The 23,192-nt window shown below is 59.3% G+C and carries 16 protein-coding genes; all 16 read left to right on the top strand.

Annotated elements, in window-relative coordinates; translation table 11 throughout:
• Positions 1 to 15: 15 nt before the first annotated feature.
• On the top strand, positions 16 to 1,371 hold the full coding sequence (tssK, locus tag AC07YV_RS17615) for a type VI secretion system baseplate subunit TssK (protein ID WP_102701291.1): 1,356 nt from the start codon (positions 16 to 18) through the stop codon (positions 1,369 to 1,371).
• Positions 1,368 to 2,048: a type VI secretion system protein TssL, short form gene (tssL, locus tag AC07YV_RS17620; RefSeq protein ID WP_102701290.1), complete on the top strand. Its 681-nt coding sequence runs from the start codon at positions 1,368 to 1,370 to the stop codon at positions 2,046 to 2,048. The genes tssK and tssL overlap by 4 nt, the downstream gene beginning before the upstream one ends.
• An 8-nt stretch (positions 2,049 to 2,056) precedes the next feature.
• Positions 2,057 to 3,784, top strand: coding sequence for an OmpA family protein (locus AC07YV_RS17625; protein WP_173900839.1), 1,728 nt, complete (start codon positions 2,057 to 2,059; stop codon positions 3,782 to 3,784).
• A 15-nt stretch (positions 3,785 to 3,799) separates the two neighbouring features.
• Positions 3,800 to 4,291, top strand: coding sequence for an Hcp family type VI secretion system effector (locus AC07YV_RS17630; RefSeq protein WP_102701288.1), 492 nt, complete (start codon positions 3,800 to 3,802; stop codon positions 4,289 to 4,291).
• Positions 4,292 to 4,434: 143 nt separating this feature from the next.
• Positions 4,435 to 7,083 carry a type VI secretion system ATPase TssH gene (tssH, locus tag AC07YV_RS17635; RefSeq protein WP_102701287.1) on the top strand — a complete coding sequence of 883 codons (2,649 nt, stop codon included), beginning with the start codon at positions 4,435 to 4,437 and terminating at the stop codon, positions 7,081 to 7,083.
• A 2-nt stretch (positions 7,084 to 7,085) separates the two neighbouring features.
• Positions 7,086 to 11,078, top strand: a complete 3,993-nt coding sequence (gene vgrG / locus AC07YV_RS17640) for a type VI secretion system tip protein VgrG (protein WP_102701286.1) — start codon at positions 7,086 to 7,088, stop codon at positions 11,076 to 11,078.
• Entirely contained in the window at positions 11,075 to 11,713 is a 639-nt protein-coding gene (locus AC07YV_RS17645; protein ID WP_494990330.1) for a DUF2931 family protein, read from the top strand. Before vgrG ends, AC07YV_RS17645 begins: the two co-directional genes overlap by 4 nt.
• A gap of 80 nt (positions 11,714 to 11,793) precedes the next feature.
• Positions 11,794 to 12,771: a hypothetical protein gene (locus tag AC07YV_RS17650; protein ID WP_102702327.1), complete on the top strand. Its 978-nt coding sequence runs from the start codon at positions 11,794 to 11,796 to the stop codon at positions 12,769 to 12,771.
• Complete coding sequence (locus AC07YV_RS17655; RefSeq protein WP_146025421.1) at positions 12,746 to 13,333, top strand: hypothetical protein; 588 nt, start codon at positions 12,746 to 12,748, stop codon at positions 13,331 to 13,333. Before AC07YV_RS17650 ends, AC07YV_RS17655 begins: the two co-directional genes overlap by 26 nt.
• Before the next feature lie 33 nt (positions 13,334 to 13,366).
• Positions 13,367 to 13,630: a PAAR domain-containing protein gene (locus tag AC07YV_RS17660; protein ID WP_102702326.1), complete on the top strand. Its 264-nt coding sequence runs from the start codon at positions 13,367 to 13,369 to the stop codon at positions 13,628 to 13,630.
• 2 nt (positions 13,631 to 13,632) lie between these two features.
• On the top strand, positions 13,633 to 14,874 hold the full coding sequence (locus tag AC07YV_RS17665) for a KPHS_23130 family T6SS system protein (protein ID WP_102702325.1): 1,242 nt from the start codon (positions 13,633 to 13,635) through the stop codon (positions 14,872 to 14,874).
• 294 nt (positions 14,875 to 15,168) lie between these two features.
• Positions 15,169 to 18,234: an ImcF-related family protein gene (locus tag AC07YV_RS17670; RefSeq protein WP_494990334.1), complete on the top strand. Its 3,066-nt coding sequence runs from the start codon at positions 15,169 to 15,171 to the stop codon at positions 18,232 to 18,234.
• Positions 18,231 to 19,817: a type VI secretion system protein TssA gene (gene tssA, locus AC07YV_RS17675; RefSeq protein WP_102702324.1), complete on the top strand. Its 1,587-nt coding sequence runs from the start codon at positions 18,231 to 18,233 to the stop codon at positions 19,815 to 19,817. Before AC07YV_RS17670 ends, tssA begins: the two co-directional genes overlap by 4 nt.
• Before the next feature lie 24 nt (positions 19,818 to 19,841).
• Complete coding sequence (gene tssF / locus AC07YV_RS17680; RefSeq protein ID WP_102702323.1) at positions 19,842 to 21,611, top strand: type VI secretion system baseplate subunit TssF; 1,770 nt, start codon at positions 19,842 to 19,844, stop codon at positions 21,609 to 21,611.
• Positions 21,575 to 22,672: a type VI secretion system baseplate subunit TssG gene (tssG, locus tag AC07YV_RS17685; protein ID WP_102702322.1), complete on the top strand. Its 1,098-nt coding sequence runs from the start codon at positions 21,575 to 21,577 to the stop codon at positions 22,670 to 22,672. Before tssF ends, tssG begins: the two co-directional genes overlap by 37 nt.
• Positions 22,653 to 23,189 carry a type VI secretion system lipoprotein TssJ gene (tssJ, locus tag AC07YV_RS17690; protein ID WP_102702321.1) on the top strand — a complete coding sequence of 179 codons (537 nt, stop codon included), beginning with the start codon at positions 22,653 to 22,655 and terminating at the stop codon, positions 23,187 to 23,189. The genes tssG and tssJ overlap by 20 nt, the downstream gene beginning before the upstream one ends.
• The last annotated feature ends 3 nt before the right edge of the window (positions 23,190 to 23,192 follow it).

Here is a 23,192-nt window from a genome sequence, read left to right on the forward strand (position 1 = left end):
TAGGGAAATGATGGCATGAAGATCGACCGTCCCCTTTGGGCTGCGGGGGCATTGCTGTCCCCGCAGCAATTCCAGCAGCAGGCGCGCTGGGAGGCGTGGGCTAATGAGAGTCTGGCACATCTGTCGCTGGTACACCCCTGGGGTGTTTTGGGGGTGGCGTTTGACCTGCAAGCCCTGCGCCTAGGCAAGCTAAAGGCCACTCAAGTACGCGCACGCCTGCCCGATGGTACCTTGGTCGATACCGATCACGTGGATCGTCTGCCGCCCGCGCTGGAGTTGACCCGCCTGCTGCCCGATGACGCCCAGGACGCGACGTTGTTACTGGCGTTACCGCTGGAACATGCCAATGGCAACAACTGTGTGTTCGAAGGTGCGAGGGCCGACCGGCCAACGCGCTATCACCAGGATTGGCGGCAAGTGCAGGATATCTACGCCGACGAAGTGCAGTCGATGGGGGTGCTGGAGTACGCCCTGACCCTGCGCCTGGAGAGTGACGAGAACGCCGATTACCTGACCTGCCCGGTCGCACGCCTGGTGCGCGACGGACAGGGTGCCTGGCATCTTGATCCGGACTATGTGCCGCCGTTGCTCAGCTTCGCCGCCCATCCAGGGCTGCTGACCCAGTTGGACAACCTGTTGACCCAGTTGTCCGCCAAGCGGCAACGGCTGATGGGGATGCGCCGCGAAAGCAACCAGCGCATGGCCGATTTTGCCGTGGCCGATGTGTCGTTGTTCTGGCTGCTCAACGCATTGAACACCTATCAGCCAGTATTGGCCGACCTCAAGGCACACCCGGCACGGCACCCCGAGCAGGTATACCTGGAGTTGATCAAGCTGGCCGGCAGCCTGCTGACCTTTTCGCTGGAACACGATATCGACAAGATTCCGGTCTACCGGCATGAACACTTGGAAAGCGTGTTCCCACCCTTGATGCGCACCATTTCCACGTTGCTCGAAGCCAGCCTGCCGTCACGGGTTATCGCCCTGGAGCTGGACGAGGTGGGGGCCAACCGCTGGCAAGTCACGCTCAACGATGCACGCCTGCGTGAGCGTGATGGTGCCGATTTTTATCTGTCGGTACGTTGCCGCATGCCGGCGGCGCAGTTGCAAAACCAGTTCCCACGCCTGTGTAAGGTGGGGACGCCGGACGAGGTTGATCATCTGGTCAACGCCGCGCTCGATGGCGTTCCGTTGCAGCCGCTCAGTCATGTGCCGGCGGCCATTCCGCTGCGCCTTGAGAACCAGTACTTCGCCCTCGATCTGGGGCATGCCAAGGGGCAAGCCATGCTGGCCGAAGGGACCTGCGCCTTCTACGTGCCGAGCACGTTGCTCGACATCAAACTTGATCTGTTTGCGGTACTGCGCGCATGAATCTGATCGCCCCCCAAAAAAATACCGTTACTGCGCAGGATCTCGATGCGTTGTTGCAAGACAGCTACCTGCTGGTCGTCGAGCTGCGTCAGGGCGCTTCGGTACAAGACAGCCCAGACCTGTGGAAACGTTGTGAGCAGTTGGTCGAGCAGGTTCAACAGCGCCTCAAGGAGGCTGACGTAAACGCCCGCAGTATTGAGCTGATCAGTCATGCCCAGTGTGCCTTGCTGGATGAGACCGCGCTCAACTGCGCTAAGGGCGATGCCCATGCCGACTGGGCAAGCCAGCCCTTGCAGGCCAGATTTTTCAGCAGCCATCAGGCTGGTGAGTTTCTGTATGAAGATATACGCGAAGCACTTCGCCAACCCGCGCCTGATGTGCTGGTACTGACAGCATTCCAGCGGGTGCTGATGCTCGGTTTTCAAGGCCGCTACCGCGACGTGAATGACCCCGAGCGTGAGCAAGTGTTGGCCGCCCTGAATGCTCGGGTCGCTCCCCTGGGACTCAATCAGGTGGTCATGACACAAGGCATTGACCGGCGAATGAACCCACTGCGCGGGCTGCGTTCGCCCCTGGTTCATATCCTCATCGCGGGCTTGCTGCTGGTCGGTGCCTGGTGGGGTTTGGATCACTGGCTGGGCGGTCTGATCGCCACGCTTGTTCCTGAGCAGGCGTGAGGGGTGTGATGACGCTCAAGCTGACACGTGGCCTCTGCTTGTGGGCCGGTGTGCTGGTACTGACGCTGTTGATGGTCATACCGTTCGCCGTCTGGACCCGTATCGTGACGGCCTTGGTCGTCGTGATCGTGCTCGCTTGGGCTTGGATTCGGGCAGGGCACCGTTTTGCACGGCAGAGTCAGTGGCTGGTGCTGGCCGGTGGTACATCCCTGCCGCCGTCTGCCTACCGTCAGTCGGTGGTGTTGGTCTGTGGTGATGGTCTGACTGGCCTGTTCGGCGCGGTGCCCGCTGAGCAATTGGCCCTGCGCACCACTTCACAGGGCTGTTACGTGCGCGTACCCGCCTTGGATCAACTCCTCTCGGTGACCATGGGCCTACAGGCTCAGCGCCCGGATTGGGGTGGACAACTCAGCGTGATGTTCGTCGTCAGCCCGGGCGAACACACCGACTCAGCTGAACTGGCCGGTCGGTTGCGCGCCTTTTGTCATCAGCTCGCGCTGGTACGCAAGCGTGGTATCGCACTACCGCTGATGCTGATGAGCTATCTGCAAGCCGCAAAAGGCGAAGGGGCCTGGTTCAGTTGGGACACCGGCCAACCTAACCCTCTCGTACGCGAAGCCGGCGCCTGCGTCAGTCTCACTGACTGGCAGCGGCAAGCCGCCAACGGTGCAACCTACGCCGCACGTTTGTGCAGTAGCGTTCAGGTCAGCAGCGCTGCGACCTGGCTGAAGGAAACACTACTCCCGTATTTCGAGCCTCGTGATGCCTACCATCCACTGGCATGTGTCATTACCCTGGTGCCGGTGCTGCCCCAGCGGGTCTCCGGCAATCTGTGGCAGCAATGGCTACGTGACAAAGTGGGATTGATGGGCGCCGGGCAACCGTTGTCGGTACCCAGTTCCGCCTTGCCGTTTCCCGACCCCTTGCTGAGCCTGTTGCCGCTCCACACTCGACGCCGCCCGGTCCTGTGGGCGATTGCCGTAGCGGTGTGGCTGTTCGCAGTGGCCGGCGTCGTGGCCCTGGCCAGCTCAGCCTGGCAGAACAACCTGCTGTTGCGCCAGGTCAGTGATGACCTGCGACGCTATACCTCCATTCCCTCGGTCGAACATCGTGACCAACCTCAATTCCTCATGCGCGAGAACGCTGTAGCCGTGTTGCGCGAGGACGCCGGGCGCCTTGACGGCTACTACCGGCAGGGCGAACCACTGGCACTAGGCCTGGGCCTGTATCGCGGGGAGTTATTGCGGCTGCCGCTGCTGGCGACCATCGCCAGCCATACGCAACCGCCCGAGGCACTCATCATGACGAAGATCCCCGACCCGGTGCGACTCGACAGCCTGTCGTTGTTCGGCACGGGAAGCGCCGAACTCAAACCAGGCTCGACCAAAGTGCTTATCGGTGCGCTGGCCACCATCAAGGCACAGCCGGGCTGGTTGATCGTCATCACCGGACATACCGATCTCACCGGCAGCCCTGAGCAAAACCTTGAGCTGTCCCGAGCCCGGGCTGCTTCGGTACGCGACTGGATGCAACGCATGGGCGACATCCCCGACAGCTGCTTCGCCGTCCAGGGCTTTGGCGCGAAACAGCCGGTGGCCAGTAATGACACCGAGGCTGGGCGAGCCGCCAATAGGCGCGTCGATATCCGTCTGGTGCCGGAGGTGGGAGCGTGCTTGCTACCCGCTGCGGCACTGGGCACACACCCCCTGTCGCATCCCGCGGCATTTATATTTTGAGAAAAGGAGCTTCACATGGCTATTCCCGTTTACCTGTGGCTACAAGATGACGGCGGTGCTGAGATCAAAGGGTCTGTGGACGTACAAAAGCGCGAAGGCAGCATCGAGGTGATCGCCCAGGACCACAGCCTGTACATCCCTACCGACAACAACACCGGCAAGCTGACCGGCACCCGGGTGCACACCCCGTTCCTGTTTTCCAAGGAAATCGATGCCTCCAGCCCGTACCTGTACAAAGCAGTGACCACCGGTCAGACCCTCAAGACTGCCGAGTTCAAGTGGTACCGAATCGATGACGCCGGTCAGGAGGTCGAGTACTTCAACACCAAACTGGAAAACGTCAAGGTCGTAAAAGTCGCGCCAAAAATGCACGACGTCAAAGACCCGAACAAGGAAAAACACAACCACCTGGAACAGGTTGAACTGCGCTACGAGAAGATTACCTGGACCTATAAGGACGGCAACATCATTCACTCTGATTCCTGGAACGAACGCCAAAGCGCCTGAAGCGAGAGGACTGGCAGGTGGCTTGCCGCCTGTTGGTTCTCGGTGTGCTGGGTTGAGCGTCCGTTCGCGGGCGCTCAGCCAAACACATCGAACTGCATGTTTCTTTGACGATACGCCAAGAATCCAGAACAGGGATGTACCCGATGGCCCAGAACTCCACCCGTTTGCTCCGCCGCCTCAACCCCTATTGCGCCCAGGCACTGAGTGCGGCGGCATCCTTGTGCCAGAGCCGCGCCCATGGGGTGATCAGCATTGAACATTGGCTGCTCAAGTTGCTGGAGCAGGGCGAGGGGGACCTGTCCCTCATCGCCCGTCGGTACGAATGGGATATGGACGCGATCTGGCGTGGCCTTCTTGATCACCTCGACACCCTGCCACGCAGTGTACAGGCCAAGCCGCAGCTGTGCGGCAAGCTGCAACAACTGATCAAGAACGCTTGGTTACAGGCATCCCTCGACGGCAGCAATGACACGTTGCGTTCGGCACATTTACTCGGTGCGCTGTTGGAGACTCCTGGCCTGCTCGACTGTGAAGCTGCTTGGCCGCTGCTCAGTATCAGTAACACCCAGTTAGAGCGCCTGTTTGTACTGCTCGACCAACACTCCGAAGAGCGCCCTCGGATTCAGCAGGAAGCTGCACTGGAACGCACCGAGATGCCAGTCACATCAGGCACCGTTACGTCCGAGGCCCTGCAGGCCGTCTTGGACCGATTCACCCTGGACGTTACCGCCAAGGCACGAGTTGGACAGATCGACCCGGTGTTCGGGCGTGACGATGAGATCCGTCAGGTCATCGATATCCTCAGTCGCCGGCGCAAGAACAACCCGATCCTGGTGGGCGAACCTGGGGTGGGCAAGACTGCTCTGGTCGAAGGTCTTGCCTTACGCATCGCCGAGGGCAATGTCCCGGACAGCCTTAAACAAGTCAGCGTACGCACGCTCGATCTCGGTCTGCTACAAGCCGGCGCCGGGGTAAAAGGTGAGTTCGAACAACGCCTGAAAAACGTTATCGACGCCGTGCAGCAATCGCTGCATCCGGTGCTGTTGTTCATTGATGAAGCCCACACCCTGATCGGTGCCGGCAACCAGGCTGGCGGCGCTGATGCGGCAAACCTGCTCAAGCCTGCCCTGGCGCGCGGCGAGTTACGCACTATCGCCGCCACGACCTGGAGCGAATACAAACAGTATTTCGAGCGCGATGCCGCCCTGGAACGACGCTTCCAGATGGTCAAGGTCGACGAGCCGGACGACGCCAATGCCAGTCTGATGCTGCGCGGCCTCAAAGCGCGCTACGCCAGTCACCATGGCGTGCACATTCAGGACGCGGCAGTACAGGCGGCGGTCAATCTGTCGCGGCGCTACCTGACAGGCCGCCAACTGCCGGATAAAGCCGTCGATCTGCTGGACACTGCCAGCGCACGGGTACGTATGTGTCTCGACTGCGAGCCGCAGCTGTTGGTCCGCCTCAAGGCCCGGCAGACGGCTCTGGAACTGGAGCGACAAGCCCTGGTGGAAGACCAGCAACTGAGTGGTGGCCCTGCCGTCGAGCGTCTGGCGATCATTGCCGCGCAACAAGCCGATCTGCACCATCAACAAGCTGAACTTGAGAAGCAGTACCGGCATGAACTCGAGCTCACCCAGCAATTGTTGGACGCCCGCCAGGCAGAGCCGCCACAGGTGGATGCCTGCCTGTACCTGCAACAACAACTGAGCGACATACAGGGCAGCCAGCCATTGTTGTCCCTCGACGTCGACGCACGCAGCGTGGCCGAAGTGATTGCCGACTGGACCGGCGTGCCCTTGGGCAGTTTGCTCAAGGATGAACAAGCCAACCTGCTGGAGCTGGAACAACAACTGGGTGAACAGGTGATCGGTCAGGATCACGTCCTCGGTGCTTTGGCCCAACGCCTGCGCGCAGCCAAGACCGGCCTGACGGATGACAAGGCGCCGCTGGGCGTATTCCTGCTGGTGGGCACCAGCGGTGTCGGCAAGACCGAAACCGCGCTGGCCTTGGCCGACAGGCTTTTCGGTGGCGAAAAATCCCTCATTACCATCAACCTCTCGGAGTACCAGGAAGCCCACACAGTCAGCCAGCTCAAAGGCTCGCCACCTGGTTACGTCGGTTATGGCCAGGGCGGTGTGCTTACCGAAGCGGTGCGCCAACGTCCCTACAGCGTGGTACTGCTCGACGAAGTAGAGAAGGCGCACCCCGACGTCCTCAACCTGTTCTACCAGGTATTCGACCGTGGCTGCATGCGCGATGGCGAAGGGCGGGAAATTGACTTTCGCAACACCGTTATTCTCATGACCTCCAACCTCGGCAGTGATGAACTGCAATCCTGCCTGCAAGAGTTCCCTGATGCGCCGGACAGCACCCTGCACGAGTTGCTGCGTCCGATCCTGCGCGAACACTTCCAGCCGGCCTTGCTGGCGCGTTTCCAGACCCTGATCTACCGGCCGCTGCAAGCTGATGCCCTGACGCGCATTGTCGCGCTCAAGCTGGCCCAGGTTGCCAAGCGTTTGCAACGTCATTACGGGCTCAATTGCCAGATCGAAGCCGCCCTAAACGAGGCGCTGGTGGCCGCTTGCCTGCTGCCTGACACCGGGGCGCGCAACATCGACAGCTTGCTCAACCAGCAGATCCTGCCAGTGCTCAGTCAGCAACTGCTGCAACGTCAGGCCGCCCGGCAGAAAACCTCCGCTGTGACCCTGGGCTACAGCGATGAGGACGGCATCGTCCTGCACTTCACCGATGCCCAAGACACGACGTTGCCCAACGCCATGGAGGCCTGATCATGCTCAATGAACTGCGTACCTTTTTCGACCACAGCCGGCATAAACTCAGTGTTCGCAACGTTGATGCACGGCTTGACGTCCTGGCCTTCCAGGGCACAGAGGGCCTGAGCCAGCCGTTCAACTACCGCGTGGAATTTACTTGCCTTGACGGTGATATCGACGCCGGGAAAATGCTCGGCCAGGACGCCAGTTTCAGTCTGCACGGTGCGCCGCACAACGTACCCTTTCTGGGCCTGAATGCACCCAAGGTTAAGCCATTGCGCACGCTGCACGGCGTAGTCACCGGTTTCAAACGCCTGTCCGGCTCCATTGATGAAGCCCGTTACGAAATCACCTTGGAACCGCGCCTGGCTCTGCTCGGTCGGGGCCAACAGTATCGTATCTACCAACACCAATCGGTGCCCGAGATCGTCGAAAGTATCCTGCGCAACCGCCACGGTTTTGAAGGCCAGGATTTTCTCTTCAGCCTGGAGCGCGAATACCCCAAGCGCGAACAGGTCATGCAGTACGGCGAAAGCGACCTGGCTTTCATCTCGCGCCTGCTGGCCGGCGTTGGCATCTGGTACCGCTTTACCCGTGACGAACGCCTGAACATTGACGTGGTGGAGTTTCACGATGACCAACGTCACTACCAGTTTGACATCGAGCTGCCTTACCGCCCGCAATCCGGGCTGGGCAGCAGCGGGCAGGATGGTGTGTGGACCCTGCAATCCAGCCATCAAGTGGTGGAGCAGCACGTCAACATCCGCGCCTACTATCACCGCGTCGCCAACGCTCAACTGAACGGCGACATCGATCAAAGCCGTGTCGCGAGTACTACCTACGGCGAGGCCTATCACTACGCCGAACCTTACACGGCCTTGGGCGACCCTTACGCCCATGACGAAGACCTGCAAAGCGAAAGCGGTTTTTTCTATGCGCGCCTGCGCCACGAACGTTATCTCAATGGTCAGACCCAGCTCAGCGGGATTAGCAGCAGCGCGACCCTGGCACCCGGTCAGGTCCTGAAAATCTCCGGCGGAGCCCCGCAAGCCTTTGCCCCTGGCGCGGTGATTACCCACCTGACCACCCGCGCTGCTCGCGATCGCAGTTTTGAAGTCAGCTTTGAGGCCATTCCGTACTCGGAAACCGTGTGCTTCAGGCCTGCGCTGCAGAACAAACCACAAATCGCCGGCACCATCCCGGCCCGTGTCACCAGTCCGCAGGAACACGACCCCTACGGCCATATCGATATCGAAGGGCGCTACAAAGTTAACTTCCTGTTCGACCGTGACAGCTGGAAGCCCGGCGAAGAAAGCTTGTGGCTACGCCTGGCCCGACCTTACGCCGGCGACACCCATGGCCTGCACCTACCACTGATCCCTGGCACCGAAGTGGCCATCGCCTTTGAGCAGGGCGACCCGGACCGTCCCTATATTGCCCATGCGTTGCACGACAGCCAGCACGTTGATCACGTGACCTTGCGCAACTACAAACGCAACGTGCTGCGCACGCCGGCCAATAACAAATTGCGCATGGATGACACGCGGGGGCAGGAGCACATAAAGCTCAGTACGGACTATGGCGGTAAGAGTCAGCTGAACCTTGGGCATTTGGTGGACGCCGAGCGCAAAAAACGTGGGGAAGGGTTTGAGCTGCGTACGGATGAATGGGGGAGTATTCGCGGCGGTAAGGGTTTATTCATCAGTGCTGACGGGCAGCCCTCGGCGCAAGGGCCGGTGCTCGGCATGGATACGGCCGTAGCTCGATTGCAGCAGGCCGGTGAACAACTGCAAAAGCTCTCCGTCGATGCCCAGGCCGCTAACGCCGAACCCGCCGACGTTGCGGCGCAACTGAATCTGCTTCGTCAGGATATAGAGCAGCTCAAGTCGTCCGTGCTGCTGCTCAGCGCTCCCCAGGGCATCGCCCTGACCAGCGGCCAGCACTTGCAGTTGGCGGCGCAGGACAACCTGATGATTAACGCGGGGGCCGAGGCCGACATCAGCGTGGTCAAGCGCCTGTTTGTGGGCGTGGGTCAGGGCCTGAGCGTGTTCGTGCGCAAACTGGGCATCAATCTGATCGCCAATCAGGGGCCGGTGAGCATGCAGGCGCAGAACGACAAGCTGGAACTGATGGCCCGCCACGGGCTGAACATCACCAGCAGCGAAGACGAAATCCGTATCACGGCAAAGAAAAAAATCACCCTCAACGCCGGCGGTAGCTACATCACCCTCGACCCCTGCAGCATCGAATCGGGCACGGCGGGCGACTACCACATCAAATCGGCGCATTTCGAATACTTGCAGAACAAAGCTACGCAGGCCGCACGAATAATGCCATTGCCAGGGGTCATCGACCCACCGCTTGAGTTCCACGAGCAATTTCGAATATTCGTCAACGATGGCGAACAGCCCTGGGCCAGCGTGCCCTACAAGATCACGGCCGCCTCGGGCAAGGTCTGGAAAGGGACAACTGACAGCCAGGGCTTCACCGAGCGCGTCTACACCGCCAAGCCCGAAGAATTGTCGTTGAGCTACGACATGGAAGAAGAGGAAGAGGAGGAAGAGCTCGAAGGCATCACCCTGCGCCTAGGGCTATTTTTCGATGGCACTGGTAACAACCAGGCCAATGCTGCGGCGACCGAACAATGCCGGCGCGAAGACCTCGCCTTGTTTGACCAGGGTGAACTGACAAGCATCATAGAACAGTGCAACAGTTACGGATTCAAGGAGTTTGATGGCAGTTACTTTGGTAGCACGCCGGATAATAGTTACGGGAATGCGGCGAGCAATGTGGTGTATCTGTGGGAACTGTATCCCGATCATGCCACTGAGGGACTTCCTCCCGGAGCTGAGGTTGGCTATGTAAAGGTCTATCTGGAGGGTATTGGAACTAGCAGTGGTGGTAAGGATGCGGTCGTTGTTGGCCAAGGTCTGGGACTAGGCGAAACCGGGGTGGTGGCGCGAGTTGAGCAGGCGCCCAACTTGATAAAAAATCAGTTGAACTTCTTCCAGGAAACGAATCTAGGCATCCCAGTTCGACGTATCGAATTCGACATTTTCGGCTTCAGTCGCGGGGCTGCCGCAGCACGGCATTGTGCAAACGAATTGCTTAAACCTGGCTGTGGGCTATTCAGTGAGCTCCTACAGGCTGGTCGCTTTGGCCTGACTCCCGGTTTCGATCCAACGATGGATGTCAGCCTCAATTTCATCGGCCTGTTCGACACCGTCGCCGCCATCGGTGCCATCCACCGTGGCGACATCAGCGTGGGCAACAACAACAATCCGGGCGTCAACCTGTACCTGCCACCCGGCTGCGCGCGCCAGGTTGTCCAGTTGCAGGCCCGCGACGAACGTCGTCAAAATTTTGCCCTCAACAGCGTGCTCGACGGTCACCAGCAAATCAGTTTGCCCGGTGTGCATTCGAACATTGGCGGCGGCTATTTGCCCCGCTCCCGCGAGCGGGTTTGGTTAACCCAGCCGCGCCGCTTCACCGTGCCGGCCTATCGCCCGGTGGAGGCGCAACCCGAGTGGGCACAAGCCCACGCACAGATGCTGGCTATGCGCGCCAGCGGCCTGGCCGGTGAAGGCAGTCTTGCAGTCAAGGCCTGGCCAATCGCCCGAGCGGCGCGCGGTAACCTGGAGCCCAAGGGGGAGGACTACTTGTTAACCATCGAGCTGGACCGGCCGGTGCGGGGCGAATTGGCGCTAATCGCCTTGCGGCTCATGCGGGAGTTGGGTGTGCGCCATGGTGTGCCGTTTAAAAAAATCGATGGACGACCGGATCTGGCGCTACCGACGGACTTGCAATCTATTGCCCCGCATATTCTGGATCAGGCACTAGGTGGCACCGAGGTCAGGCTCGATTATGACCAGGAGCTACTTCTGCGCGGTCGTTACATCCATCAGTCCGCGCATTGGTTACCGAGCAAGGGTTTGATGATCAACAAGCCCACCGACAATCTCGTTCGTAACGTTTATCAAAACCGGCCACAAAAGGGCTACCCACAATGACGCGCCTGACCTTGGTCGTCGGCTTCTTGTTCAGCCTGTGCGCCTGTGCCAGCGGCCCCAAGCCCTATCCGCCGCCCAAGCTGCCTTACAGCAGCTGGTACATCGGCCTTGCCGCGCCACGTTTCATGGAAGTCTGGGTGGAGACGGTGGACGTGCTCGATCAGCGAAAGCTGCCCTTTTTTCACGTCTCCGGTGGTGTAGCTGGTTACACCCGCAAGCCGGAAGGTTGGCATAAAGGGGGAGGTGCAATGAAGCCGGTGAACAACGTCGACCTGCCGGAACGAATCTTCCTGCGCTGGCAATCGCTGGTGGAGCCGCAAACCTACAAGATTCGGATTCCGATCCCGCAGTGGGTACGGGATGAGATGGTCAAACCGGAGCGGGTGTTCTGCAAAGGTTCAAAAGAATGGGTAGACGACTATCGCTTCGCAATCACCTTAGGTATGGCCCCTGGCGGCATTGTTAAGGTCTGGGTAGGTGGGCCGTGTCTTGGTTTTAAGGAAGTCGGGCGTTTTCAGGCCGAGATCGAGCCGCTAGGGCCTTATAGAGGCAAGAGCAACGGTGAGTACGTACACATCGAACCGGAGAACAAGGCTTATATCGACGAGCACGGCATTCCTTATGGCACTTGGTGATAAGTAGTTCAAACACCTCCAGTTCTCTTGTTTCGACGCCAAAAATAACCGGTCTTGGATCTCTAAAAGGAGGCGATACCATGCAACAAGTTAAACATGCAGGAAATACCAATAATTCGGATAGCACAGTGGTTAAGGTTGTTTCTGCACAAAACACTGCGACTTGGGTATCGCCAGCAGAAAATGCTGTTTTCAATATTACTCAAGATGCGATGCTGCCAATTATTGACTTCGAGTTTCGCACGCAAGCTGCCGGCGATTACAAGTGGTCTTGGACGATCGAATGGAGCGCCAAAGTCAGTGGTTTGCGTGAGCGCGCCAGAAGTGGGAATGCACTTCAAACGTTTTCGGCGTCGGGTGCGTTTGTCAGTCGCGACAGCAAGTGGACCGCGGAATTCTCCGGGCAGGTGTTGGGTGGAACACTGACCGTTAAAGTAAATGTGAACGGAAAAACGCTCACAAGAACTGTCACGATAAAAGGAAAAAATCCAACTTCAGAGAGCATTGCAACCTATGTTACCTCCCTCGATGACATGGCCGGGTTCGAGAAGTTGTTGGAGCAAGAGACTAATTGTAAGCACTTCATAGATTTCGACGGTCAACCAATAGTTGCTTTCGATAAAGGCTACGGGGTTACGCAAATGACCAACCCTGCGCCAACTTATGAGCAAGCCTGGAACTGGAAGGCTAATATTCAAGCAGGATCATCAGTCTATAGGGACAAAGTGCGCATCGCCAAGAAATACCTTGGTCAGGCTGGCAGGAGTTATACGGATAATCAACTTCGGCATGAGGTTTTCAGTCGTTGGAATGGCGGTTCGTATCACACATGGGATACGGCATTAGGCACATGGGTCAGGAAAAATAACATCCTGTGTGATTCCAATACCGGAAATATCGGATGGTCGACAGATAAAGAAAGCAACCAAGGCAAGACCGAGGCTGAATTGCGTGAGCGAGATAAAGACACCTATTCACAAGGCAAGGACGGACAGTCAAATGACCACCCGTGGAAATATAGTGGAGTGTGCTATGCAGATCATGTTCTTGGGCAGTAAGTTAAGTCGGGCTTTGGCTTTTGTTTTGTTGGGTTTCATGTTGGTAGGTAATGTTTTTTCCGATGTTGCATTATCATGGGTCAGCAATAATGATGGTCTGGCGCATATTGGAATGGCCGACGGAAGTTACTACGACTTAAAGCTATCTCCCGATGTTGAGGGTGTTTTTTATGACGGCGGCAAGCACAAAATTGAAAGTGAGCGGTATGTCTCTCTGTTTCAGGTGCTGCACTCCAATCCTAATAACCCTACAGGGCTTTGCGGCACCGGTAACGAAGTTTGGCTTTATGTATATAAAGTGACGGGCACAACGCTGGGCGCCCGAGAAAGGGTTTTGGTGAGTAGTTGTCTGCGCTCTATTTCATTGGCAAGCCAGAATTCAGGAGAAGCAGCACAAGATACAGATTTTTCTTCAGTACAATGGAATGCACAGGGTTTTTCCATTGAGTGGTTTGATAATGTGGGCGCTGCTGGGCAACCATTAAGTTCAACTAATTATGTATTGCGGGACGGTGTTTTTTTACGGCAGGAAGTATTAAGTAAAGAAAACCAGAAAAAGTAGCTACCGGGTTCGCTTTTGCGAAAGGAATAAGACATGAAGGGCATCATCCGTATTGGTGACAAAACGACTGGAGGCGGAACCGTTCTATCGGGCTCCACTTCCATGCAATTCGGCGGTATCGGTGTGGCTCGCGAGGGAGACCCAGTGCTCTGTCCGATTCCAGGTCACGGTAGGACGGTCATCGCCGAAGGGCATCCGACGTTTCATGAAAATGGCGTGCCGATCGCGTTCAACGGACATCGCTGCGCGTGTAGTTGTGCGTTGATTTCATCGTTGCCTGTTGCGAGCGCGGGCTAATCATGGCGGTCAGGCTGGATCAAGTCCCTGCCATGGCGTCACGACCTGCGCCTCCTCGTATCTGGCTTTGGCTAGGCTTGTTGACGCTGTTGTTGCTGGCGTGTGCAGGCGCAACCTTGGTGTTCTCCACTCCAGCACTGCGTCAGCGCCCTATGGATTTCTGGGCTTTGGCGTTAGGCGTGCCGCTTTTGATCTGGAGCATGCTCAGTTTCGGGCGTGCGTTGCTATATATCAGTCAACAACGCGCTGCGGATGGTTGGGATGAATCCCGCGTGGAGGATTTGACTCGCAAGCTTCGACGTGGGCGACGCTCGCAGCAGGTATTGAGTGTGAGCTTGCACACCGCCTTGCGAGAGCCGGGGCAAGAGCAGAGCAGGCAACTGGATGCGTTGCTGAGCGGGACTAAGGCACTAAAGACCCAATCGTCCTGGCTAGATAGCACACTGCTACGCCATAGCCGTCTTCCTTACGGCACCCATGAAGCTCCAGAACAGGTGCTGTTGCAGGTAATGGTGCAGGTGCTGGCCGACCTGGGGAAAACCTTGGCTCAAGTGCCTGACGATACGCCCTTGGCATTGTTGTTGGAGGTCGATAGCGCTCTACCGGAGCACCTATTACATCGCGTGTGGCGACAGGCGTGGAGCGAGTCCGGTATCCGACAGTCGACAGTGCCTGTAGAAGGCGATGGCTTAGAGGCCTTGGATCATTGGCTCGATCACCGAATTGCTGATCAGGCTCTGTTGCTGGTTGTGGCAGTGCAGTTTGCGCCGCAAAACCCTGAAGGTCGGGCAGAAGCGGCAGTCGGCTTATTGCTGGGTAATCGGCTGACGCAAAACGCCGTGCCGGCGCTGGCTTACCTCCACCGCCCCGAAGCGCAGCGCGAGCCGACGACTGAGGCATTGTTGCAGGCTGCGCATCAGGCACTGATTTGGGCTCCTCTGGACGGCGAACCCATCGTACATGCTTGGCGCTCCGGTGTTGGTGCGCAACACGAAGAGGCAATCACCACAGTACTGGCGCATATACGGATGCCGATGCCCAACACCCAAGGATTTTGCAATCTGGACTCGTTGTTGGGGCATCCGGGTGTTGCGTCATCTTGGCTGCCGATCGCTGCCGCGACGCAGGCCATTGCCCGCGGCACTGGGCCGCAATTCATTTTCAGTGGTGGCAGCTGCCGCGAAGCGGGGCTCTGGAGCACAGTCTTGGTACCCGTGCCACCGCTTTTGACGAAGGAATATTGAATGCAGTTTCGACGCTCTGTAGGGCTGGTTGTACTGATCGGTGTGTTGTTGCTGACGGGTGTGTTCCTGGAGATTATGGTTTGGCGTTTTCCTGAGTGGCTGGGGGTACGTCCTGAGAGTGCTCGGCAAGGCATGTGGTTGTTGGTGATACCGGCTTCCACGTTTGTCGTTGTGATGCTCTTGGGGGCGTACCATTTGTTGGGGCGTCAGTTGGGACGCTCGTCTTACAGTCGTCGGGAAACAGATGATGTTCCAGAGGTGGTGCACGGAAACTCGATAGACACTTACGTGCAAATGGTCGCCTTGATTAAAACGCACCTGCGCGAACGCTACGGCCTCTTCTGGCGCCGCAAAGTCCGTCTGCTACTAGTTGTCGGCGAACCTGCTCAAATCGACGCTATCGCCCCGACCCTGGCCGAGCAGCACTGGCTGGAAGGGCAGGGCACAGTGCTGTTGTGGGGCGGCAGTGCCCAGTCAACTCTGGACCAGTCATTCCCTGCGCAATGGCGTGACCTAAGCCGCTGGCGTGCATTGGATGGCGTGGTCTGGGCTTTAAACAAAACCCAGGCTGCCGATGATGCTGCGATAAGCGCCGGCGTACTCCAATTGCAACGCCTGGCCCGAGGTCTGCACTGGCAGTTGCCGCTGCACCTATGGCAGGTCTGCGACAGCGAATGGTCTCAGGACACCCGCCAAGCACGGCCAGTGGGGTGCAGGTTGCCGGCACGCTTTGATGCGCAAGCGCTGCAAGGCAGTTTGAATAGTTTGCTGGAGCCGCTGCGCCGCGAGGGTCTGGCGCAAATGAGCGGTGAATTGAGTCATGACTTCCTGCTGCGCCTGTCGCGGGATTTGCAGGGCGAGGGCATTGCTCGTTGGCGTCACACGCTCGCGCCTCTGGCCGGAGAGTTTGCCCGTGGCGTGCCGTTGCGCGGGGTGTGGTTCAGCCTGCCGATCCGGGGTGCTCAGCGTGATGCTAAACATGTTTGGCCGGCCGCCCCGGTGTGGCGTGGCGTGCTCGACGATGAAGCCCGCGGCCGTCGACTGGGCTGGAGCGTTCCGCGCGTCGCCTATGTTTTGGTGCTGGGACTGGCGACGCTGTGGGGAGTGGGTTTGTTGCTGTCGTTTGTCAGCAACCGGGTGCAGATTGATCAGGTGCAGACCTCGTTGGCGGCCTTGGAACAACCGGGTACCGGCGATGCGCAACTGAGTGCGCTCAATGATCTGGTGCGCGAACTCGCACGACTGGATTATCGCGCCGAGCACGGTGTGCCCTGGTATCAGCGCTTCGGTCTGAACCAGAACCCGGACTTGCTCGAGGTGATGTGGCCGCGTTATGTCGAAGCCAACAACCGCTTGATACGTGACCCAGCGGCGGCCAATTTACAGCGCCTGCTCAACGCCTTGATCAGCCTGCCACCGGGTAGCGAGCAACGGGCCGAGCAGGCTAAGAGTGCCTACGAGCAATTGAAGGCTTATCTGATGCTGGCGCGTCCACAAAAAGCCAATGCGGCCTTTCTCACCAAAGCCTTGACCAACGCCGAGCCGTCGCGCGCCGGGGTATCGTCGGGGCTCTGGCAAGGCCTGTCGCCAACGCTGTGGCAATTCTATGCAGAGCATCTTTCGACGCATCCGGAGTGGGCCATCAAATCTGATCCGACGCTGGTAGCACTGACCAGGCAAGTGCTGCTCGGTCAGTTGGGCCAACGCAATGCTGAAACCAGCCTGTACCAGCAAGTCCTCGATCTGGCCGCTAACCAATACCCTGACCTGGGGGTGCAAAACATGGTCGGTGAAACCGACGCCCTGGCGTTGTTCTACACCGAAGCCAGCGTGCCGGGAGTATTCACCCGCCAGGCTTGGGAAGGTCAGGTACGTCGGGCAATTGACGACATCGCCGAGGCGCGCCGCGAGGAAATCGACTGGGTGCTTAGCGACAACCAGACCGACATCGATGCCGAGTTGACCCCGGATGTACTCAAGGAGCGCCTCACCGAACGCTACTTTCAGGACTATGCCAACGCCTGGCTGGATTTTCTCAACAGCCTGCGCTGGCATCAGGTCGATAGCCTGTCCGATGTGATCGACCAGTTGACCCTCATGACCGATGCCCGTCAGTCGCCGCTGATTGCCATGATGAATACCCTGGCCTATCAGGGGCAGGCCGGCACCCGCAACCGGGCGCTAGCCGACTCGCTGATCAAGTCCGCCCAAAAATTGATCGACCAGGACAAAGTGCCGGTGATCGAGCAGACTCAGACGCCGCGCAGCCCGCTGGAAGCCACTTTTGGCCCGCTGCTGACACTGCTTGGCAAAGACCCAGAGGCAAAGGCCGATAGCGACCGGTTGAGCCTGAGCGGATTCCTCACTCGGGTCACGCGTGTGCGTTTGAAACTGCAGCAGGTGAGTAATGCACCGGATCCGCAGGAAATGACCCAGGCGCTGGCGCAGGCGGTGTTTCAGGGTAAGAGTGTCGACCTGACGGACACCCAGGCCTACGGCAGCATAATTGCCGCCAGCCTGGGCGCGGAATGGGGAGGTGTCGGCCAGACACTATTCGTGCAGCCGCTGCAGCAAGCCTGGCAACGGGTGCTGCAACCTTCAGCCGCAGGCCTCAATCATCAGTGGCAGCGGGCGGTGGTCACGGACTGGCAACGTGCGTTCGCCGGCCGCTATCCATTTGCAGAAACTGCCAGCGATGCTTCGTTGCCCATGCTGGGGCAGATGATTCGCGCCGACTCCGGGCGCATCGAGCAGTTTTTACAGCGCCAGTTGAGCGGTGTGCTGCGCAAGGAAGGCAGCCGCTGGGTGGCCGATCCTCGGCATAGCCAGGGGTTGCGCATCAATCCGCAGTTTCTGACGGCGATTAATCAGCTCAGCCATCTGGCCGACGTGATTTACACCGACGGCGGCATGGGCCTGAGCTTCGAGCTGCAAGGCAAAGCGGTGCGCGATGTGGTGCAAACCACCTTTGTGCTCAATGGTGAGCAGCATCAGTACTTCAACCAGCGCGAAATCTGGCAGCGTTTCAACTGGCCGGGCCGCAGTGACCATCCGGGCGCGAGCCTGAGCTGGACCAGCATCCATACCGGCGAGCGTCTGTTCGGTGACTACCAGGGCACCTGGGGCCTGATTCGCTTGCTGGAAAAAGCCCGTGTCACCCCCTTGGACGATGGCGACAGCCGCTACCGCATGGTCCTCAAGGCCCCCGATGGCCTGAACCTCACCTGGAACCTGCGCACCGAACTGGGCGCAGGGCCGTTGGCATTGCTCAAGCTGCGTAACTTCACCTTGCCGCAGCAGATCTTCCTCAGCGAGGGCGCAGCAGAAGTGCCCTATGCGCAGAACGGGAGCTTTGAATGAGCCTGCGCACCTTGATCACCCATTGCCTGGGCGAACGCGACCCCCTGGTCCTGGCACGTAGCCAGGCCGAGCGCTGGCAATCGTGGCTGCAGCCCATCAGTGCAGACTCGCCCGTGGGTGAAGACCCGGGTTATGACGACGATTTTCAGCGCATGCGCGAGGAGGTCAATAAGCTGTCCGGGGCGGATGCCGAGCGGGTGGTTCAACTGGCAGAAAAGCTACTGATTCACACCTGTAAGGACTTGCGGGTGGCCACCTACTATCTGTGGGCGCGTTTACAGAAGGACGGTGAGGCCGGGCTGGCAGACGGACTGACCTTGTTGGCCGCGTTGGTGGAACGTTACGCCACCGAAGTGCTGCCTGCGCGGCCCAATAGCCGCAAGATGGCCTTGGAATGGCTGTCCAGCAGCAAGGTGCTGGACAGTCTGTCGCTGTACCCCGAAGTGGTGCGCAGTGAGGCCGAGCGCACGGTGGCGGCGCTGGCCTGGCTGGAGCGCGGGCTTGAAACCTGGCCGCAAGATCAGCTTCCTGCCCTGGGAGCACTGTACGGCGCGTTGTCCGCGCGGTTGACGCAGTCCGGCGGGGTGGATGCGCTGGTGCCGCAGCACAGCGCCAGTCACGAGTCGAACATGCAGACGGCGGCGCCGCCCGCCACGGCCATCAAATCCGGGCGCGACCTGCTGGACAACGGCAGAGCGCTCGCGGGTTATTTGCGCGAGCAGCCCCAAGGCTGGTTGGCGGCCCATCGATTGATGAAAAGTTTGCGTTGGGACACGGTGCACCAAGCTCCACCCGAGGAGGCCAGCGGCAATACGCGCCTGGCGCCACCGCGTGGTGATTATCGGGCGCAACTCAAACGGCTTTACTTGCAACAGAGCTGGGCTGAATTGCTAGATCAAGTCGAGCGGATGTACGCCGAAGGAGTGAATCATTTTTGGCTGGATTTGCAGTGGTACCTGTGTCAGGCCTTGAGCAAACAACCTGCACCACAAGACAGCTGGGCCGACATCGTCAAACGTGACCTGGGTATGTTCCTCGAACGCTTGCCAGGCCTGGAACTGTTGCAGTGGAACGACGGCACTTCGTTCGCCGATGAGACGACCCGCGACTGGATCACCCAGCATGTCAGTGGCAATCGCCCACAGCAATGGCTGCCGGCACCGAAGGCGGTACTGACCACGGCAGATGCTGAAATCCTATCCCTTGAAGGCGAAGCCCTGGTCCAAGCCGACAGCGATGGCGTGGAAGTGGCTCTCGCCTGGCTGGCGGCCCGGCCTGGCGTACACACCGGGCGCCATCGCTGGCTGCTGCGCCTGCTGATGGCGCGAGTAGCCGAGCAATATGGCAAGAGCGACTTGGCCATGCACTTGCTGGGAGAGCTGGACGCCACCGCGCAGCAGCACGGTCTGGCGGTATGGGAGCCAGAGCTGAATTTCGAGGTCAAGGCCCGCCTGCTCAAGTTGCTGCGCCTGAAAGCGCAACGCAACGACGCCGACAAACCCACCCTGGCCCGGCGCACCGAGGCGCTGCTGGCGTCGTTGGTGGCGATTGATCCGGTACGTGCTGCTGTGCTCTGCGGCTAACCCTCTTTCATCAGGAATCTATCTGTGAGCATGGATAATTTAACCCTGCGCTACTTCGACGCCGAAATGCGTTACCTGCGCGAAGCCGGCAAGGAATTCGCCGAAGCGTTCCCGGACCGGGCGGCCCAACTCAACCTGGACAAACCGGGTGCGCAAGACCCGTATGTGGAGCGCCTGTTCGAGGGCTTTGCTTTCTTGATGGGGCGTCTGCGGGAGAAGCTCGACGATGACTTGCCGGAGTTGACCGAAGGGCTGGTGAGCCTGCTGTGGCCCCATTATTTACGCACCATTCCCTCACTGTCGGTCATAGAATTGGTGCCCGAGCTTGCGCAGATGAAGCTCAGTGAGGCCATCGGAAAAGGCTTCGAGGTGCTGTCGCAACCCATCGGCCCGCAACGTACACGCTGCCGTTACACCACCACCCAGGACCTGACGCTGCAACCGCTGGCCCTGGAGTCGGTACGACTGGCCTATGAGCCAGACGGCCGCTCGCTGCTGCGCCTGCGCTTTGCCTGCGGAGCGTTGACGGACTGGAGCCAGATCGACTTGAGCCGCCTGCCGCTGTATCTGAATGCCGACGCGCCGCTGGCCAGTGCCTTGCACCAAGCGCTGACCCTGAACACCCAAGCGTTGTATGTGCGCCTGCCGGGGGAGCAAGAGCGCCACGCGCTGGACGGCCATTTCGCGCCCAAGGGCTTCGCTGATGAAGATCGCCTGTGGCCCAAAGGCGACAGTGCGTTCAGCGGTTATCAGTTGCTGTTGGAGTACTTCACCTTTCGCGAAAAATTCATGTTCGTGACTCTCTTTGGTCTGGAACATCTGAGTCTCTGCGCAGGTACGCCCTGGTTCGAGCTGGATGTAGTGCTGCGTGAAGCATGGCCACACGAGTTCAGTGTGAGCAGCGAACACATTCGCCTGCATGCCGTGCCCGTGATCAACCTGTTCCCGCTGGAAGCCGACCCGCTGACACTGGCCCCGTTGCAAACCGACTACCTGCTGCGGCCCATGCGGGTTCAGGATGGTCACACCGAAATCTATTCGGTTGACCAGGTCACCTCGTCAAAGAACGCCGTGCGCCAGGACTATGTGTCCTTCACCAGCTTCCGCCACAAGGGCGGCATGCTACGCGGCGATGCTCCTGAGCGTTATTTTCATACTCGTTTGAAGCGTTCTGCCAAGGGCTTGCATGACACCTGGCTGATCCTGGGCGGTGACGGCTTCGAGAAGGATCGGCTGCGCGACAGTGAAATTCTGTCATTGCGCTTGACCGGGACCCATGGGTTGTTACCGCGCAAGGCGTTGCAAAGCACCTTGCTCGACACCCTTGTGCAATCCACCCAGGCCGGCCTGCGGGTCCGTAACCTGTGTGCACCCAGCTTGCCATGCTACCCGCCAAACCGTGATCGTTTTCATTGGCGGGTGCTCAGCCATCTGGGCTCGAACTTCTTGCCGATGCTCGACAGCGCCGAAGTGTTGCGCGGCACCTTGGCGTTGTACGACTGGACCGGCAGCGAACTGAACCGCCGTCGCCTGGAGGCGATTGTCGAGGTTCGCCATCACCTGGTTCAGCGCTTTGAAAAAGGCTTCCTGCTGCGCGGGGTGGATATCGAAGTCACTCTGGATGCCAATGGCTTTTCAGGGGAGGGCGACATCAGTCTGTTTGGCGAGATGCTCCATCGCTTCTTCGGCCTGTATGCCGACATTCATTTGTTTAACCAGCTCACGCTGATCTTGCAACCTACTGGAAAGTGTCTGCGATGGAACGAGAACCACAGTCAGCGTATTCCCGGCTGAAAGCCGCTGGTTTACTCCAAGTGTTGGATGGGCGGGTCGCCGAGGCCAACCTGTACCGGTTCTGTCAGTTGCTGGAACAGGCGTTGCCCGATCACCCGCCCTTAGGAAGCACCGCGCACCCGACGGATGACCCGGTGCGCTTTCGGCCCGACCCCGGCATGGGGTTTCCGGCGGGGGAACTGAAGGCCATTGAAACCGACGCGGACCATCCCGAGCGTCCGGCGACGGTACGCACGCGCCTGCTGGGCCTGTACGGCGTCGACTCGCCGATGCCGACAACGTTCCTCGACGACATCGCCCAGCGTCGCGAAGGCCATGAGGCCCTGGAAGCGTTCCTCGATATTTTTAACCACCGGATATTCACTCAGTTCTATCGCATCTGGCGCAAGTACTCCTACCCGGCGACGTTCGAAGCGGGCGGCAAGGACGCGACCTCGCAATGCCTGCTGGGGCTGATCGGTCTGGGCATTCCTGGCACGGCCAAGCAGATCGCCACGCCGATATCGCGTTTTTTGGCACTGCTCAGCGTAATGCGCCTGCCCACCCGCAACGCTGAAGGCATCAGCGCACTGGTCAAACTGCTGGCCCCTAATACCAAAACCCGGGTGACACCGCACTGGCCACAGAAAGTGCCCCTGGCGCAGCCGGCCAGCCTGTCCACCACTCATCCGGTGAGCTTGTCCCAGGGCACGCCGCTGGGCCGCGTCGGCTTTGATGCCAACAGCCAGTTACACCTGGCGCTGTTCACCGAGGACCTGATTGAGGCGCGTGGCTGGTTGCCGGGCAGTCAACTGCACAACGATCTATTGGTTCTGCTGCGGGTGTACCTGGGCTGGCGTTGCACCGCGAAATTGCAACTGTCGCTGCCGATCCACAGCCTGCCCAAACCGGTGTTGGGCGGCGCGCCCGTGTTGCTGGGCATGACCGGCGTCCTGGGTCTGGGTAGCGAAGCCTGGCAAGTCAATGAACATGACACCATCACCATCAATCTGGGCCGATACCAAGGCCTGCACAGCAATCCCCAGTCCAGAGAGGCGCAGCATGTCGCGTACCGTTTTTAATCAATTGAAGGTGGCGGTGTTCGCCGCGCTGCTGGGCGGGTGCGGGTTGACCCAGACCGTGACCGACGCCACCACGACGACGGCCAAGACTATTTTTTACAAGCAAGTGAAAACCCTGCACCTGGACTTTACCGGTCGGGCAGCGATGAACACCGACGTGTCGGATATGAGTAGCTTGTCGGTACCCACTGTGGTGCGTCTATATCAGTTGCGTGACAACAAAGCCGTGGACAAGGCCACCTACGACAGCATGCTGAGCGATGCCGACAACCTTCTGCGCGCCGACCTGCTGGACCAACGAGCGTTGGTAGTCAAACCCGCGGAGGGCGCACAACTGGACGTGCCCCTGAATAATGACGCGCAGTTCGTGACCGTGGTGGCGTTGTTTCGCACCCCCGATACCCAGATGAACACCTGGCGCCTGACGTTGACCCGCGATGACCTGGACCCGAGCCGGGCGAGGGTGATTGAACTGGCTAACAACCGGTTGATCCTGCAACCGTTGGCGGAGGAGTAACCC

This window comes from Pseudomonas sp. GW456-E7, assembly GCF_059424105.1.